The sequence below is a fragment of the Streptomyces sp. AK010 genome (assembly GCF_014207295.1).
GTDB classification, from domain to species: domain Bacteria; phylum Actinomycetota; class Actinomycetes; order Streptomycetales; family Streptomycetaceae; genus Streptomyces; species Streptomyces massasporeus.
On the sequence record NZ_JACHCX010000008.1, the window covers coordinates 235,630 to 250,893 of the forward strand.

Annotated in this window: 9 protein-coding genes; all 9 read right to left on the reverse strand. The window is 69.8% G+C overall.

Annotated features, from left to right (window positions below; genetic code table 11):
- Nucleotides 1-148 precede the first annotated feature (148 nt).
- The 9 genes from HDC93_RS18155 to HDC93_RS18195 all read right to left on the reverse strand — a co-directional run bounded on the left by HDC93_RS18155 (nt 149) and on the right by HDC93_RS18195 (nt 15,235).
- Complete coding sequence (locus tag HDC93_RS18155; protein WP_185011949.1) at nt 149-2,248, reverse strand: ATP-binding protein; 2,100 nt, start codon at nt 2,246-2,248, stop codon at nt 149-151.
- Nucleotides 2,245-3,732: a glycosyltransferase gene (locus HDC93_RS18160; protein ID WP_221516815.1), complete on the reverse strand. Its 1,488-nt coding sequence runs from the start codon at nt 3,730-3,732 to the stop codon at nt 2,245-2,247. Before HDC93_RS18160 ends, HDC93_RS18155 begins: the two co-directional genes overlap by 4 nt.
- A complete protein-coding gene (locus HDC93_RS18165; RefSeq protein ID WP_185011950.1) occupies nt 3,729-4,829 on the reverse strand; it encodes a HEAT repeat domain-containing protein in 1,101 nt (366 codons plus the stop codon). Before HDC93_RS18165 ends, HDC93_RS18160 begins: the two co-directional genes overlap by 4 nt.
- The gene (locus HDC93_RS18170; protein WP_185011951.1) at nt 4,826-5,200 is read right to left on the reverse strand and encodes a response regulator transcription factor; all 375 of its coding nucleotides are present in this window, start codon (nt 5,198-5,200) and stop codon (nt 4,826-4,828) included. The genes HDC93_RS18165 and HDC93_RS18170 overlap by 4 nt, the downstream gene beginning before the upstream one ends.
- On the reverse strand, nt 5,200-5,604 hold the full coding sequence (locus HDC93_RS18175; RefSeq protein ID WP_185011952.1) for a two-component system response regulator: 405 nt from the start codon (nt 5,602-5,604) through the stop codon (nt 5,200-5,202). The genes HDC93_RS18170 and HDC93_RS18175 overlap by 1 nt, the downstream gene beginning before the upstream one ends.
- A gap of 287 nt (nt 5,605-5,891) precedes the next feature.
- Nucleotides 5,892-6,620, reverse strand: coding sequence for a leucyl/phenylalanyl-tRNA--protein transferase (locus HDC93_RS18180; RefSeq protein WP_311774572.1), 729 nt, complete (start codon nt 6,618-6,620; stop codon nt 5,892-5,894).
- Between the two features lie 56 nt (nt 6,621-6,676).
- Complete coding sequence (locus HDC93_RS18185; RefSeq protein WP_185011954.1) at nt 6,677-9,910, reverse strand: amino acid adenylation domain-containing protein; 3,234 nt, start codon at nt 9,908-9,910, stop codon at nt 6,677-6,679.
- 120 nt (nt 9,911-10,030) lie between these two features.
- A complete protein-coding gene (locus HDC93_RS18190; protein WP_185011955.1) occupies nt 10,031-13,201 on the reverse strand; it encodes a bifunctional diguanylate cyclase/phosphodiesterase in 3,171 nt (1,056 codons plus the stop codon).
- Between the two features lie 639 nt (nt 13,202-13,840).
- Nucleotides 13,841-15,235, reverse strand: a complete 1,395-nt coding sequence (locus tag HDC93_RS18195) for a DEAD/DEAH box helicase (protein ID WP_185011956.1) — start codon at nt 15,233-15,235, stop codon at nt 13,841-13,843.
- Nucleotides 15,236-15,264: the final 29 nt, after the last annotated feature.

Below are 15,264 nucleotides of genomic sequence, written 5' to 3' on the forward strand. Positions count from 1 at the left end.
CGGCGACAGCGATCCCCGGATCCTGCACGGCTGGATCAAGTCCGGCCGGAGCGGCTCACGTTCCCCTGCGGCATCGGCCGCGCGCGGACCGGACCGCGTCCCGTCTCCGAGGCGGCACCTGCGGACCCTCGTGCTGCGGCAGCGCCGTTCAGGCGGAGCCCACCGCACCGTCCGTACCGTTGAGCGGCAGCCGGACGGTGAACGTGGTACCCCGGCCCTCTTCGGAGCGCGCCTGCGTTCGGCCGCCGTGGTTCGCCACGATCGTGTGCACGATGGTCAGCCCCAGGCCGGTTCCCGGTATGGCCTGTTCGGTGGCGTTCGAGGCGCGGAAGAACCGTTGGAAGAGCTTCTCCTGCTCGGCCTCGGGGATGCCGATGCCGGTGTCGCTCACGCTCAGGACCGCCTCCCCGTCCTGCGCGTCTGCTCGTACGCTGACCGTCCCGCCGCCTTGGGTGAACTTCACGGCGTTGGACAGCAAGTTCATCAGGACCCGGTCGAGTTGTTCGCCGTCCGCCTCCAGCAGCAGTGGCTGCTCGGGGCAGCGCGTCTCCAGTCTGACCGAGGCGGCCTCAGCGGCCGGTCTGATCGCGTCGGTCGCCGAGAACACCAGCTGCCGCAGGTCGATCCGTGCCTTCCGGGAGGTGAACGCTCCCGACTCGATCCTGGAGAGCGTGAGCAGGTCCTCGATCAGTGCCCGGAGCCGGTTGGCGTTGCGGTCGACGACGTCCAGCATGCGCAGCTGGGACGGGGAGAGCGGATCGCCGTCCTCGTCCTTCAGCAGCTCGATGTACCCCATGATGCTGGTCAGCGGGGTGCGCAGCTCATGGGAGACGGTGGACAGGAAGTCACTCTTGGCCTTGTCCAGGGCGCGCAGTTTGTCCACCAGGCCTGACTCCTTCTCGTAGAGAAGAGCGGTGTGCAGCGCCCGGCCGATGCCGCCTGCCATGGACTCGGCGAATTCGACGTCCACCGGACGCCAGGGGCGGTCTGCGCTGGTTCGGGCCACGGCCACGGCACCGATCGGTTCCTCCCCCACCCCGATGGGGACGATCACCGCCGAGACCAACCCGAGCGCCGCCGCGGCGGCGCGGTTGTCTGCCGGCATACCGGTCTGCCCGAAGGAGCCGGGGGCACCTGGCATGGGTCTGGTGTCCGACACGTACGGGGACAGGTCGGTGACCAGCCAGGGCGTTGCCCGTCGGTAGTGGTCGCGGACCACGTCGGCCGGGAGCGTCGGGATGCCCCTGCGCTCGTCGTCGGACAGCAGGCCTCGCTCCGCGGACCATACCCGGGCCAGCGGAAATCCGGAGCCGCCGTCCTCGGTGAGAAGGATGAAGACGTAGTCTGCGGCGAGGACCTCGCCGATGCCGTTGCACGCCTCGTCGAGGACGTAGCCGACGTCGAGGCGGTCCCTGATCCGGATGCCGGTCTCCTTCGCGGCCGTCGACAGTCGCTGCCGTTCCTGCTCGACCGCGCGCAGCCGGTCCCTCTGGTCTGCGAGCAGGTTGACCGACCGCGCCACCGCCCGGATCTCCTCCGGTCCCGTCACCTCGGCCCGGGCCGCATGGTCTCCGGCGGTGAGGCGGCCGAGCGTCCGCTCGGTTCTCCGCAACGGCCCGGTCAGGGCCCGCGTGGTGTGCACCGACGTGTACACGGCCAGGGCGAGGGCCGCGACCAGTGCGGTGCCGAACCCGGCGATGCCCGCCCGCATCGCGGTGTCGGCGCGGTCCTGAAGACGCTGCTCCTCTTCGCCTATCTGGTCGTCCAGGCGGGCGTTGGTCACCTCGAACGCGTGGAAGCGCCGAGAGGCCTCGCGGGTGAGCGTGACGGCCCGCGCGCTTCCCGGGGTGCTCTTCGCCTGGTCGTCCGCAACGCGCAGATACGCCTCGATCTGCCGCTGCTGCGCCGCGAGATCGTCTTCGTCCAGGACCCCGTGCGCACGGACCTCACCGCTGATCGACGCAATGCTCTCCCGGGCCGCACGGAAGGCGGCAAGCTCACTCCGGTCGCCCGTGACCAGGTAGCCCCGCATCGAACGCTGCGCGCTCGTACCCGCGTTGAGCAGGCGCACGTTGTCGTCCTGGGCGGGGAGCACGTGGTCGATGATCCGGTCGCGCTGGCTTTCCAGCACCAGCGCGCCGATCAGCGCGCTGGCCCCGCACAGGGCGATCAGCAGGGTCAGCAGTCCGAAGGTGAGGCCGAGCCGGCGCGCCACACGGTCGGCGCCCAGTCCGGAGGTACGGCTCATGCACGATCACCTCCCTTCTCCCTCACCGAGGTGGGAGAGTCGAAGCCGGCCCGGGTCATGGCACCCCACACCTGGGGAGACTTGCGTAACCCGTCCCACATACCGCGCAGCCGCCACCACGCTGTCAGCTGGCGGTATCCGATGTTCTCGGCCACCACCCCGACGATGCCCCCCCAGACGTCCCGCCACCGCGTGAACCGGTGGAAGGCGTACTCCTCCACCGCGACCGACACCATGCCGACGACGATGGCGTAGACGTAGGCGACGATCAGGAAGCGCCACAGGAAGTCCACGTTCACCGCGCCCATCAGTACGCCCAGGGGTACGAGGACGAGACCTGCGAGCTCCACCAGTGGGGCCAGCAGTTCGAAGACCACGTAGAAGGGCAGCGCCAGCAGGCCGATCCGGCCGTAGCGGGGGTTACCGACCATGCGGCGGTGCTTGAGCAGGATCTCCGTCAGGCCGCGGTGCCAGCGCCGCCGCTGGTGGGCGAGGACCTTCCGCTGCGAGGGCGCCTCGCTCCAGGAGATCGGCTCGGCCACGAACACGATGCGGTAGTCGCGGCCCAGCTCGCGCATGTGCTTGTGAAGGCGGATGACCAGCTCGGCATCCTCGCCGATGCAGTCGGGGTCCATCCCGCCGATCGCCACGACCGCGTCCTTGCGGAAGAGACCGAAGGCCCCGGCGATGATCAGCAGGCTGCCGAGCTTGGACCATCCGGTGCGTCCGAGCAGGAAGGCGCGCAGGTACTCGACGACCTGAACGCGTCCGAGCAAGTCCGGGGGCACGCGCACCTCGACCACCCGTCCCGCCACGACGGTGCAGCCGTTGGCGAGGCCGACCACGCCGCCGGAGGCGACCACCCGCTGCGGATCGTCGCAGAACGGTTTGGCCACCGCGAGCAGCGCCTGGGAGTCGAGGATCGAGTCGGCGTCGACCATGCACACCAGCGGGTAGCGCGCCAGGTTGATTCCGACGTTGAGCGCGTCGGCCTTGCCGCCGTTGTCCTTGCGGGCCACCACAAGACGTACGGGACCGCCCCTGGGCAGATGGACGGAGGTGACCCTGCCGCGTACGGGGATGTCGTCGGGGACGACGTACTCCACCTCGGCGAGGTCGAAGGCTTCCCGGAGAGCGTCCAGCGTGCCGTCGGTGGAGCCGTCGTCGACGACGACGACCTCGAACTCCGGGTAGCGCAGCAGCAGCATGGCCCGGACCGCTTCGGCGATGCCGGCCGCTTCGTTGTGCGCGGGCATGATCACGGAAACGGGTGGAGTGAGGGGACTGGTGGCAGCCTCGTCGTGGCCTGCGAAGGGAGCCCGGCGCAGCGTTCTGACGAACTCCCCCAGGGCGATGAGGATCAGCACCAGATAGCTGGTGTTGATGGCCAGGAAGTACACGATCACCAAGCTGTCGCACACGGTGATCAGCGTGTGCACCGCGCCCAGCAGCGACGCCCACGGTTCCCCGGCCGCCACGCTCACAGCGCCACCTCCGCGCGGACGTCGTGGCGTGCGGCCCCGACCGCCGATTCGGCGAGCACGGCTCTGGCCTGGGCGGCGGCCGGTCCGCCGGAGGGGTCGTCGGCCGCCGCCTGCAGCTCGGCCCGTCCTTCCGGGCCGAGCTGCAACAGTGCGCGTGCGGCGGTGGCGGCCACATGCCGGTCGGGATCGCCGAGCAGCTCCGTCAGCGGGCCCGTCGCGGCGACGGCTCCCAGAGCGCCGAGGGCTCCGGCGCCCACCATGCGCAGGGCGACCGGCTGACCGGGCCGGACGGCCGCCAGCAGCGGCTCCAGGCCCTCGGGCATGCCCAGTCTGCCCAGCGCGCGTGCCGCTTTGACGCGCACCTCGATCTGGGGGTCCTCGCGCAGTGCACGGGCGATCTCGGACGTACGGGACACCACGCCGGTCGCGCCGAGGACCTCGATGGCCACGGCCCTGGCGAGGGGTTGTGGGTGTTCCAGCCCCGCGGCCACACTCCGCTGTGCCTCCGGCTCCAGCGAGATCAGCGCCCTGATGACCGCGGCCGGCGGCACGGCCCGCGCTCCGTGGAGGGACTCCAGCAGGTACGGCACAGCTTCCGGTCCTCCGCACCGGCCCAGCGCCCGGGTGGCGGCCAGGCGCACCTCGGGGTCGTGGTCGGCCAGCAGACGGCACAGCGACGGGGCGGCGGGGCGGTGGCTGAGCTGACCGAGCACCTGCGCGGCTCGCCCCCGGCGGGCCGCGCTGCGGCTCGACAGGTCGGCGACGGCGTCCACGGCGGCCCCGCGCAGCTCGTACAGGCGGATCAGCGCCGTGCGGGCCCCACCGGCGACCTTGCCCAGCAGCGCGGCAAGGGTCGGCTCCAGGGCGGCCCAGGTCCGCCTGTCGGTCTCCGCGAGCCGGTTCAGCAGCTCGGTCTGCTCATCTTCCTCCGCGCACAGGAGCTGCAGCAGGGAGCCGCGTACCGGTGCCACGATCCGTTCGCGTCTGCTCTCCCGGTGGCTGCGGACGAGACGGTTGCCGACGATCAGCAGGCACAGCGCCAGGACGACAGCCAGCAGGATCAGCAGCGCGCCACGGATGATGCCGGGGGGAATCACCGTTCCACCCGGTTGAGCACCGCGGTGACCCTGCTGGAGAGTTCTCGCGGGCTGAACGGCTTGATGATGTAGTCGTCGGCCCCCGCCTCGAAGCCCACCTCGACGTCCGCTTCCTGAGACCGGGCGGTGATCATGATGACGGGGAGTGTCGCGGTCTGGGCCGTGGCGCGCAGCTCCCGGCACACGTCCAGACCCGACATGCCCGGCATCCGGATGTCGAGCAGTGCCAGGTCCACGGTGTTCTCCCGTGCTGCCCGGAGCGCCGCCATGCCGTCCTCCACGGCCGTGACCTGGTGACCGCTCTGAGTCAGCTTGAACGCCACCAGATCCCGGATGTCCGCGTCGTCGTCAGCGATCAGGACATGAGCCATTACTCCTCCTGGGACTCCTGGGACTCCCGGGCCACAGAGCTCCGGTAGGAGTCAACGAGCCGCACCACGGCCGACTGCCGGAACGGCTTGGGCAGCACCTCGTCCGCGAGGCCGATCAGATCGTCCGGGTCGAGCACCGAGGTGACGACGAGACGGCATCTCCTGGTCCGGTCGTCCGCCCGCAGCCTGCGGACGACCTCCCGTCCGTCGATGCCGGGCAGCATCACGTCGACGACCGCGATGTCCGGCGGGTCGGCATAGGCGAGGCCCAGCCCCTCTTCCCCCGAGTGCGCGACCGCCACGGGGCATCCCCGCTCGCGGAAGTGCCGCTCCAGCAGAGCGCTCACATCGTGGTCGTCGTCGATGACGAGTACGCGCGGTGGAAACATCACCGTCCTGTCCACGAAGTCGGACTGTCAGTCACACATTAGAATCATTGGTAAGCTTTCACCACATCTACCTCATCAGCCCCATTTCGGTGCACCCCGCACGACGACGTCGGGCAGGCCCGGTCCGAGGCATGCGCCGCACCCGGGCCACCGGGGGCCCACCGCCCGAGCCGCTCGACCCGGGCCTGCTGGATCCGGCCCCGGCAAGCACCCCGGCCATCACAGACTCTGACGGGACGTTTCGGCAGAGGGGCCGCGGATGAGGAGCCCCGGGGTGCCGGGCGGCGGCACGGCGAACACGCTCAGCGCGCTCCCGCAGGCTTGGCGAGGCGGCGGGCAGGCAAGGTGGCACTGCGCATAGGGAGGCTGTCACGCGCGGTGCGGCGGAGGCATCGCACGTACCGCTCTCGCGGCATGAGGATGCCGCCGAGATCACGGACGTGCGGGCTGTCCCGCTGCGCGTCGAGCAGCTCGCCGCCGGCCTGTGCGAAACGCGCGGCAAGGTCACTCACCGCCACCTTCGAGGCGCCGGGCCGCTGAAAGAACATCGAGTCCATGCTGAAGACCGATCCGATCCGGAGGCCGAAGACGCCGCCGACCAGATTGCCGTCCTCCCACACCTCGACGCTGTGAGCGTGACCCAGCTCGTGCAGGTGGACCAGGGTTGCGATCAGCTCTTCGGTGAGCCACAGCGGGACACGGTCACCGCGGCATTCGCGGACGACCCGCTCGAACTCCTGGTTCAGGCTGGTCGACCACGACAGTTTGTTGCGCAGCCGCCGGGCGAGGCTGCGGCTGAGATGCGCGGCCGAGACGGGCAGCACCGGCCTGGGGTCGGGAGACCACCAGGAGACGGTGAAGGGATCGGCCGGCTCCTCCCCCACGAGCGGGATGCGGCCCTCCTGGACCTGATCGGCGAAGACCACCTCGTTGAGGGCACGGGTGTACTCGTCGGATGCCGGGAACGGATAGACCCCGGCGTGGTACGCCGCCAGGAGGGAGGCGGGACTGAGATCGGCGGAGAAGGCCACCGGACCGTCGGGCGCCGCTTCCAGCACGTGCAGCGCCTCCCATCGAGGGCATCGGCTCACCACCGCGGCGCTCCCTGCCCCCGGTTCACCACCGGCCCTGCGTGCTCGGCCTGTTGCAGGAAGTCGAGGAAGCCGTCCATCATCTGCGCGTCCACGGGCGGAATGCCGATCCCGGCGTCCAGCAGTGCCCGCTCCGCGTTGTCGCGGGTGAACTCCGGGAAGACGCCCTGGAAGTACATCTCGCTCACGGTGATGTCGGCGTCGTGGCACAGGTCGACGAACAGCGGCACGAACGGTGTGATCGCGTCGGTGGGGTGCCCGGCCGCATACTTCACCAGAGCGGCGATCCACTCGGTGTACGGGATCTCCTGGACCGGATACCCCCGCCGGCGCATGCGCTCGGCCAGCGAATCGAGCAGTGCGGGGCGGGGGTTGGTGAGGTGATAGACCTCGCCGCGCGGGGGACGGCGGGTGGAGATGTGTCCGATCGCGCGGACGAGGTGATCGGCCGGCAGGAAGTCCAGCGGCAGCCGGACGTCGGGGCACAGACCGGTCCGCGCGATGAAGCTGATGAGAGCGGCCATCTCACTGTTGGTGTTCATGACGCCGGTTCCACTGCTGCCCGCGATGTCCATCAGACGGTAGACGGCAACCGGCAGTCCCGCGTCGGATGCCTTCTTCAGCAGCGCCTCGGCGACCCACTTGGTCTCCACGTATCCCACCGACAGATATTCCGGGAAGCCCAGCGGCGTGCTCTCGGTCACCTCGCGCACCCCGGCCGGCCCGAATCCGGCGAGCACAGCCATGCTGGAGGCGAAGTGGACGGGGACTGCCCTGCCGGCGGCGAGGCGGATGATCTCGTATGTTCCGTCGACGTTGACCGAGCGCAACTCGTGGTACGGGTAGATGAAGTTGACCTGGGCGCCGAAGTGGTAGACGGCGTCGATGGTCGATCCCAGCTCCTCGAACCGGCCGGGAAGAAGACCCAGTCCGGGCTTGCCCAGGTCGCCGACGACCGGCTGGACGCGCGTGCTGGACAGATCCCTGAGGACGTACCGCTGGTGGCTCGCGCGGATCATCTCCATGCCGTGCTGCTCGTCCGAGGCCCTGACCAGGCAAAGGATCCGGCCCGTCGTGCTGCGCAGCAGCTCGTCGATCATGTGGGCGCCGCAGAATCCCGTCGCCCCGGTGAGGAGGACGTCGCCGGAGGGGCGGTGATCCGGTTCCTGCACGTCACGGCCCACGGCCGGTACGCGCCGATCGGTCTCCGAGGCGAAGTCGACGCTCGAACCGTCCGGGCGGGTCAGCGTGCCGGCGCGTGCCTGGCGCACGGACTCGGCGAACGCGGCGAGCATCGGCTGCCGCAGCAGTGAACGGGTCAGGTCGCGGATCTGGGTGACGCCGATGCCGAAGATGACGCGGGTCCGGGCGAGCATCTCCATGGCCAGCAGCGAGTTGCCGCCCAGCTCGAAGAAGTCATCCTGCGGACGGACGTCGTCCACACCCAGGATCTGGCACCACAGCTGTGCCATCCCCTGCACCACCGGACGGTCGTCGGCGCCGGCCGTCGTCGGCGCGGCCCCGGATTCCGGTACGGCCTTGCGGTCTAGCTTTCCGCTGGGCGCGACGGGCAGCCGTTCCACCGCGTGGAAGGCCGCCGGGATCATGTAGCCCGGCAGGACCTCGCCGAGTGCCGACCGCAGCCGTGCGGGCTGCGCCGCCTCGCCGCCGGTCGGTGGCGAGGCGGGCGTGTAGTAGGCGACCAGGTCCCGCTCGCCGTTGTCACGCGTCCGGGCCACCACCATCGCCTGGCCGATCTCCGGACGTGAGACGAGCGCGGCCTCGATCTCCGCCGGGTCGACCCGGAACCCACGGATCTTCATCTGGTCGTCGACCCGGCCCAGCACTTCCAGGTTGCCGTCCGCGCGCCGGCGGCCCAGGTCCCCGGTGCGATACATCCGGTCTCCCGGCGCACAGCCGTGCGGGTCGGGCAGGAACTGCCGTGCGGTCAGGGCGGGTTGCCGCCAGACACCGCGCGCCAGGCCCTGACCGCCGAGGTAGATCTCACCGCGCTCGCCCGGCTCGACCGGGCGTAGGTCGGCGTCGAGCACATGGACGTGGCTCCCCTCCAGTGGCCTGCCGACCGGAGAGACGGCGGTGTCCGGCGCTGCGAGCACTTCCTGGTTCAGGTCGCAGAGTGTGGAGGTGATGGTGGTCTCCGTGAGCCCGTAGGCGTTGACGAGCCGTACTCGGGGGATCTTGCGCAGAACGGCGCGGCAGTCCTTCGCGGTGACGATCTCCCCGCCGACGATGGCGAGCCTCAGCGACGCGAGCATCTCGCCGCGGTCCGCGACGGAGACGATCCGGTGCCAGTAGGCGGGGGGCAGGTCGGCGACGGTGACCCCGTACTCGGGCAGGCGGTGCAGCAGGTCGGTGGGCGCCCACGTCGGGGTTCCCGCGAGGATGAGCGTCGCGCCACTGATCAGTGTGGCGAAGATCTGCTCCAGTGAGGTGTCGAAGCCGAGCGCCGCGGCGTGCAGCACCCGGTCGGCGGGCGTCAGTTCGTAGGCCCGGACCACCGCCGTGAGGGAGTGGGCCAGCGACCGGTGGCTGATCATCACCCCCTTGGGCGGCCCGGTCGAACCGGAGGTGTAGATCACATAGGCGAGGTCGTCCGGACCGGGGCCGGGTGTCGGCCGCGACGTCTCCGACGGCGTCTTCGCAGCTGGTTCCCCGACCGCCTCGGCGTGGACGATGTGTGCCTCGCACCCGGCGAACATCGGGGCGTGCTCGCGGCTCGTGATGATGAGGCGTGAACCGGTCTCACCGACCAGCGAGGCCATCCGTTGCCGCGGGGTCGCGGGGTCGAGCGGCAGAAACGCGCCTCCGGATCCCAGCACCGCCAGCAGGGCGGCGATCAGCTCGGGCACGCGGTCCAGGCACACGGTGACGACGCACTCCGGGCCGACGCCCCTCTCCCGCAACCGGTCGGCGAGCCGGTCGGCGCGACCGCTCAGCTCGGCGTAGCTGAGCCGGCCGTCGTCCGAGAGCACCGCGAGAGCGGACGGCGCACGCGTCGCTCGCTCCCGCACCAGCTCGGGCACGCTGCCCGGCCAAGGCTCCGGTGGCCGCTCGGCGCGGGCACTCGCGGGCCGCATGTCGGTCCACAGGCGCTCGACCAGAGCACCGCACCACGTCTCGGACTCCGGCCCGCCGATCCGGTGCCACCCGGCCGGGATTCGGCGGTCCGCGGGCCAGACCGCGTACTGCTCCTCGTCGTTGCGCAGCACGACGCACGGTGCAACCGACTCTGTCGTCCGAGGATCACGTTCCGTCACCTCGAGCCTCCTGCTTCGGGCGGCGTCCTGCGGAGCACGATCCGAACTCCTGGCGGGAAGGGGCCGCCGCCATCACTGCTCCCCTTCCGCGGGTCTCACAGGCAATTCGGCCAAACGGCCGAGCTGCGGTGCGAGGACCAGTTGCCCCGCCTCCTCGGCACTGACCGGCTCTGCGAAGAGGTAGCCCTGCGACAACCGGCAGCCCATGGAGATCAGCAACTCCTGCTGCCTCACGTTCTCCACTCCTTCGGCTATGACCGCGAGGCCGAGCGTGTCCGCGAGATGTACGATGCCCTCGACGAGGGCGTACTGTTCCGGCGATCGCCCGAGTTCGTCGACGAACGATTTGTCGATCTTGAGTATCGATATGGGGAACTCACGCAGGTAGCTCAACGACGAGTAGCCCGTTCCGAAGTCGTCGATCGCAATACGAATGCCGAGCTCTGTGAGCGCATTCATCTCGCCCAGAATACGCTCGTCATTGTACATCAGCACACTCTCGGTCAGTTCCAGTACGAGAGACGTCGGTTCGATGCCCGAGAGATCCAGGGCGCGCCGGACCACGTTGTAGAAGTCTTCGTCACGGAACTGTCGCGGTGACACATTCACGCTGATGTACGGCGGTTTACGACCGGCCGTCCCGTCACGCAGGACAGAGCCCTCCCAACGGACCGCCTCGGCCACGGCCTGGTCGAGCACCCAGGCGCCCAGGGGGACGATCTGCCCGCTCTCCTCGGCCAGCGTGATGAACTGCTCGGGCAGAACCATGCCGCGCGTGGAGTGGGGCCAGCGAACGAGCGCCTCGAAGCCGGCGATCTGACCACTGGCCAGCTCCACGATGGGCTGGTAGAGCACCAGGAACGACGTCTCGATCGACGAACTGTCCAGAGCCTCCTGCAGATTGGCGCGCTCGGCCATGCCGATCTGCAGTTCCGGGCGGTAGCGGCGCCACTGGCGCTTGCCCGCCGTCTTCGCCGAGTACAGCGCGAGATCGGCGTGTGCCAGGAGTTCGACCGAGTCGACGCTGTCTTCCGTCGTCGCGACGCCGATACTGGCGTACGTGCTCATCCGCCCCACACTGAGCCGGAACGGTTCGGCGAACACGCTCATCACGTGCTCGGTGAATTGCTCCACGCCCTCTGTCGCGACGGAGCCCTCCACCAGCAGGGCGAACTCGTCACCGCCGATGCGCGCGGCGGTGTCGGAGGCACGGACGGTCGTCTGCAGCCGGAGTGACAGCGCGACCAGGAGTTCGTCGCCCACACCATGGCCGTGCATGTCGTTGACGACCTTGAAGTCGTCCACGTCGATGAAGAGCACGCCGACCACCGTGCCGTCGCGCCGAGCCTGCGCAAGAGCGTGGTTGACCCGGTCCTGGAAGAGCACGCGGTTGGCCAGGTTGGTGAGCGAGTCATGGAACGCCTGGTGGGTGAGTTCGCGCTCGAGTTTGCGCTGTTCGGTCACGTCCCGCAACGTGAGGACCACTCCACCGACGGTCGCCTCCTCCCGCAGGTCGCTCCACCTCAGCTCGACCTCGATGGACGACCGGTCGGCGCGGACCATGCGCCAGTGCTCGCGCCCGGTCTGCGGCTCGCGCCTGCGTATCCGGCCGAGCGTCTCGACGACCGCGCGGCTGTCCTGCGGTGGCACCAGATCGACGAGGAGGGTGCCCTCCAGGTCCGGAAGGCCGAGCACCTGGTCGGCGGAGGGGCTGGCGTAACGGACCCGGTCGTCGTCATCGAGGATCAGGATGACATCCGAGGCGTTCTGCACCAATGTGCGGAAGTACACCTCACTCTTGCGCTGGGCGACCTCCTGGGCGAGAGAGACCCGCTCCGCCGCAAGTGCGGCCTGTGCGGCGAGAGTCACCAGCGTGTCGCGGAGCACGAGCAGGTCGTGCTCCTCCCCCGCCACGATCAGCACCCCGATCAGCGAGTCGTCCGAGGGGTGACCCTGCGCGGCGAGCCGGCAGACCAACGCGTGGTCGTTGTGGGCCGTCTCCACCGTGAGGTGGTCGACCAGGGCGGGCCCTACACCGTCGAGGGTCACCAGACGGTTCTCGCCGGACGCGATCAGTTCCCGTACGGCTGCGGCAGATCGCTCGGCCCGGGGCCCGCGCAGGACGCTGTGGGCCCCGTTCACCCAGAGTGTGCTGTCCGGCAGGGTGAGCAGCGCGGAACGCGGCGGGCCGTCCGGCAGCAGCTCCGAAATCGCGGAGTGGACGGCCGCGGCCACATCCCGCAGCTCGCCCGCTCCGCCCAGTGACGACACCGCGTTGCGCAGTGCCTTCTCCCGGCCGACGGCCCGCCGGTGGGTCGCGACCACCCCCGCCAGGCGGTAGAGCACGAGGAGGAAGAGCACCGCGGAGAAGGCCCCGATGACGCCGACGTTGGACCTCACGCCGCGCACCGCCTCCGTCAGGAGGATGGCGGGCGCGATGAGCGACGCCAGGGTGAGAAGGGCCAGCCGGCCCGTGCCGGTCTCGACTCGCCATGGCAGTGGCTGCGTCAGCAGGCGCATGGACGGATGGAGCGCGGCAAGCGCCCAGGCTCCGTACAGGACGGCCCAGCCGAGTTCGACCGCGCTACCCGTGCGCCACGTCCCGTTCAGCTGGATCAGGCCGTACAGCACGTCGGCGGTGAGCAGGCCGACGGTACCCGCGGTGAGCAGCATGAGCGAGCGGCTCTTGCCGCCACGGCCGACGAGCAGCCGCAGCAGCATCGCCAGGACGAGGATGTCACCGAGCGGATAGGCGATGGCGAACGCCTTCTGCACCCAGGTGAGGCCTACCTCGCGGGTGTACGGATCGATGAGGAAGAGCCACGACAGCAGCGCCAGGCCGACGGTCAGCGTCAGCGCGTCGACGAGGCTCGCCCTGTCGCGCCAACTCGTGCGCCAGTGCACAAAGCCCAGCAGCGCTGCTGCATAGAGCGGATATGCCGCGAGATAGAAGCCGTCAGCGATCGACGGGAATGGGATCTCTTCGTTGAACAACTCAATGAGAATGATCTGGGTGGCCTGGCCTGCGACAAAGGCGAAATTCCCCGCGCCGAGAAGCAGCCAGGGAAGTCGATGCGCCGGATGGTTGAGAAAGACACCGAGGACGATACCGATGACGCCGGTCACTCCAATGGCGACGAAGAGCAGCCGCTGTTCCGGAAATACGTAGTAGAGCGCCGTCAGCATGACGATACATGAGCTGAAAACGACCATCGCGGTCTGGCTTCGCAGTCGCGCGTTCATCCCAACCAATCTCCTGAGAGGACCACTTGTCGGGCGGGGTGAGCTGGGCGAACGGCACGGGGCGGCGAAGAGGGCCGTGGGACCGAGCTGACGAAGGAGAATTCCCCGGCCCGGGCCGGGACTCGGCCCCGATCGCCTGTGAACACGTTTTCCGGTGAACATGGCCCTCCGGTATACACGCTCACCGTTGTGCTGGCCACTTCTGCGCCGAGGGGTCGACATGCCCTCATCCAGCTTACCGGGATTGCCCGTTCTCGCACGCTTGCAGCGAGATGCGGCGTCGCCTCGCGGAATAGTGCGACATGCGCGAAAATGCAGGTCGCGGAGACCGGACCCGGTCCGGTTTCAGCGACGGTCGGCTCCTGACGGAAGGGTGCAAGCCGTGCTCCCCTACTGCCGCAGAACCTCTCCTCCTTCAGGTAGTTGGCTCTTTTCCGCGGTGGCCGTCGTGTCACGCCTTTTGATGTTCATGTTCGGCAGCATCGTCATGACGCTGTCACAGCTCGGCGGTCAGGCGCCCGAACCGGCCGTCATCCCTGGAGCCATGGCGCGGCGGCGGGGCGTGCCCCGGCCCCGGAGGTCCGTCCGTCCCGGCAGTGCCCGCGGAGAAGACACCGCGCGGTGGTTCGAGCGCCGCGCTCAGCCGCCGCGCCGCACCCGGGCCGCCCTGCGGGCCTCCGCGAGCTTGCGGGCCTCGCTACTCCTACGGGACGACCGGCCGGCGGAGCCGCTCTTCGCGTCCTTGGTGCTGCCCAGGCCTCGGAACGGGGCGTTGTGGTTCTTGGGGCGCGGTGCGGCCGGCCCACCGTCGAGAGGCTCTCCTGAAGGGGCCCTGGCCCCGGTGATCCGGCTCAGCTCCGCCTCGCCTGACCGCACCTTACTGACCTTGGGAGCAACTTCGGCGTCGGCCATGACCTGGCTCGTCTCACGGCGCTGCCCCGACAGGACGAGGGTCACGACCGTGCCGAAGCGCCCGGCCCGAGCCGTGCGGCCCGCGCGGTGCAGGTAGTCCTTCGGATCGGTGGCCGGGTCGACGTTGACCACGAGGTCGAGGTCGTCGACGTGCAGGCCGCGCGCGGCGACGTTCGTCGCCACCAGCGAGGTGACCTGCCCGTTCCTGAACTGGGCCAGGGTCCGGGTGCGCTGCGGCTGGGACTTCCCGCTGTGCAGGGCGGCGGCGGCCACGCCGCTGGCCCGCAGGTGCCGTGTGAGCTGGTCGACGCCGTGCTTGGTGTCCAGGAACAGCAGCACGCGGCCGTCCCGGGCAGCGATTTCCGTCGTCACCGCGTACCGGTCCGGGCCGTGCACGACGAAGACGTGGTGGTCGATCGCGGACACCGCGCTGGACGAGGGGTCCACGGAGTGGACGGCGGGGTCGCGAAGGTAGCGGTGCACCAGCTGGTCCACGTCGCGGTCGAGGGTGGCGGAGAACAGCATGCGCTGCCCGCCGGAACGCACCTGGTCCAGGATCTCGGTGACCTGTGGCAAGAACCCCATGTCACACATCTGGTCGGCCTCGTCCAAGACCGTGATGCGCACCCGTCCCAGTCGGCAGCCGTTGCGCTCGATGAGGTCGTGCAGCCGGCCGGGCGTGGCGACGACGATCTCGGCGCCGTCGCGCAGCGCGGTGGCCTGCCGTCCGATGGACACTCCGCCCACCACGGTCGCGAGCCGCAGTCCCAGCGCCTCGGCGTACGCGGTGAGCGCCTCACCCACCTGCTGCGCCAGCTCCCTGGTGGGCACCAGGACGAGCGCCAGCGGCTCTTTGGGCTGAGCACGCCGCCCGGCCGTCCGGGCGAGCATCCCCAGCCCGAAGGCGAGCGTCTTGCCGGACCCGGTGCGGCCACGGCCCAGGACGTCCCGCCCAGCGAGCGCGGCCGGCAGGGCCGCCTTTTGGATGGGGAAGGGAACGGTCACACCGTGTTCGTCGAGCACTCGCAGAACCTCGGCCGGGAGCCCCAGCTCTGCGAAGGAGGCTGCCGAAGGAAACGCCGAGTCCTGTCGCCGGGCATCGCGGGGTGCTGATTCGCTCACGGAAAGCCTTCCTCCTGAGAAACCGTACC

Coding starts and splice junctions, on each gene's coding strand:
- HDC93_RS18170 (WP_185011951.1), bottom strand. CDS start 5,200: ATGGCTCATGTCCTGATCGCTGACGACGACGCGGACATCCGGGATCTG.
- HDC93_RS18190 (WP_185011955.1), bottom strand. CDS start 13,201: ATGAACGCGCGACTGCGAAGCCAGACCGCGATGGTCGTTTTCAGCTCA.
- HDC93_RS18155 (WP_185011949.1), bottom strand. CDS start 2,248: ATGAGCCGTACCTCCGGACTGGGCGCCGACCGTGTGGCGCGCCGGCTC.